This is a genomic window from Planosporangium thailandense (assembly GCF_011947195.1).
GTDB classification, from domain to species: Bacteria; Actinomycetota; Actinomycetes; order Mycobacteriales; family Micromonosporaceae; genus Planosporangium; species Planosporangium thailandense.
Map to the genome: position 1 here is coordinate 1 of NZ_JAATVY010000102.1, position 412 is coordinate 412.

The following is a 412-nucleotide window of genomic DNA, read 5'->3' on the forward strand; positions in this document are numbered from 1 at the left end:
CTTTCGATCTTCGTCGGTGGGTGGGTGGCGGCGGTGACCTCCGGCCGATTCCACCTTCGCCTCGACATGGGCGACGGTTTCCGCCAGATCGTGACCGGCAACCCGACCGCCATGGTCGCCGCGCTGTTCGTCGGAGGCGTGCTCGTCGGCTTCGGCACCCGCCTGGCCGGCGGATGCAGCAGCGGCCACGGGCTCAACGGCTGCGGGAGGCTGCAGCCGGTCAGCCTCGTCGCGACCGCCGTCTTCTTCGGCACCGGCGTCCTGGTGTCGTTCCTGCTGTGGAAGGTGATCTGATGCGGACCCGGGGCGGGCTCCTCGCCGCGAACATCATCGCCGGGCTGGCCCTCGGCTACACCGTGGCGAACATCGGGTTCGGCGACTACGCCGAGCTCAACCGCATGTTCACCTTCCG

Annotated in this window: 1 protein-coding gene; it reads left to right on the forward strand. The window is 69.4% G+C overall.

Going from position 1 to position 412, the window contains the following annotated elements; translation table 11 throughout:
- Positions 1 to 294, forward strand: a 294-nt coding sequence (locus HC031_RS32320; RefSeq protein ID WP_167929249.1) for a YeeE/YedE family protein, incomplete at its 5' end; no start/stop codon positions are given.
- Positions 295 to 412: the final 118 nt, after the last annotated feature.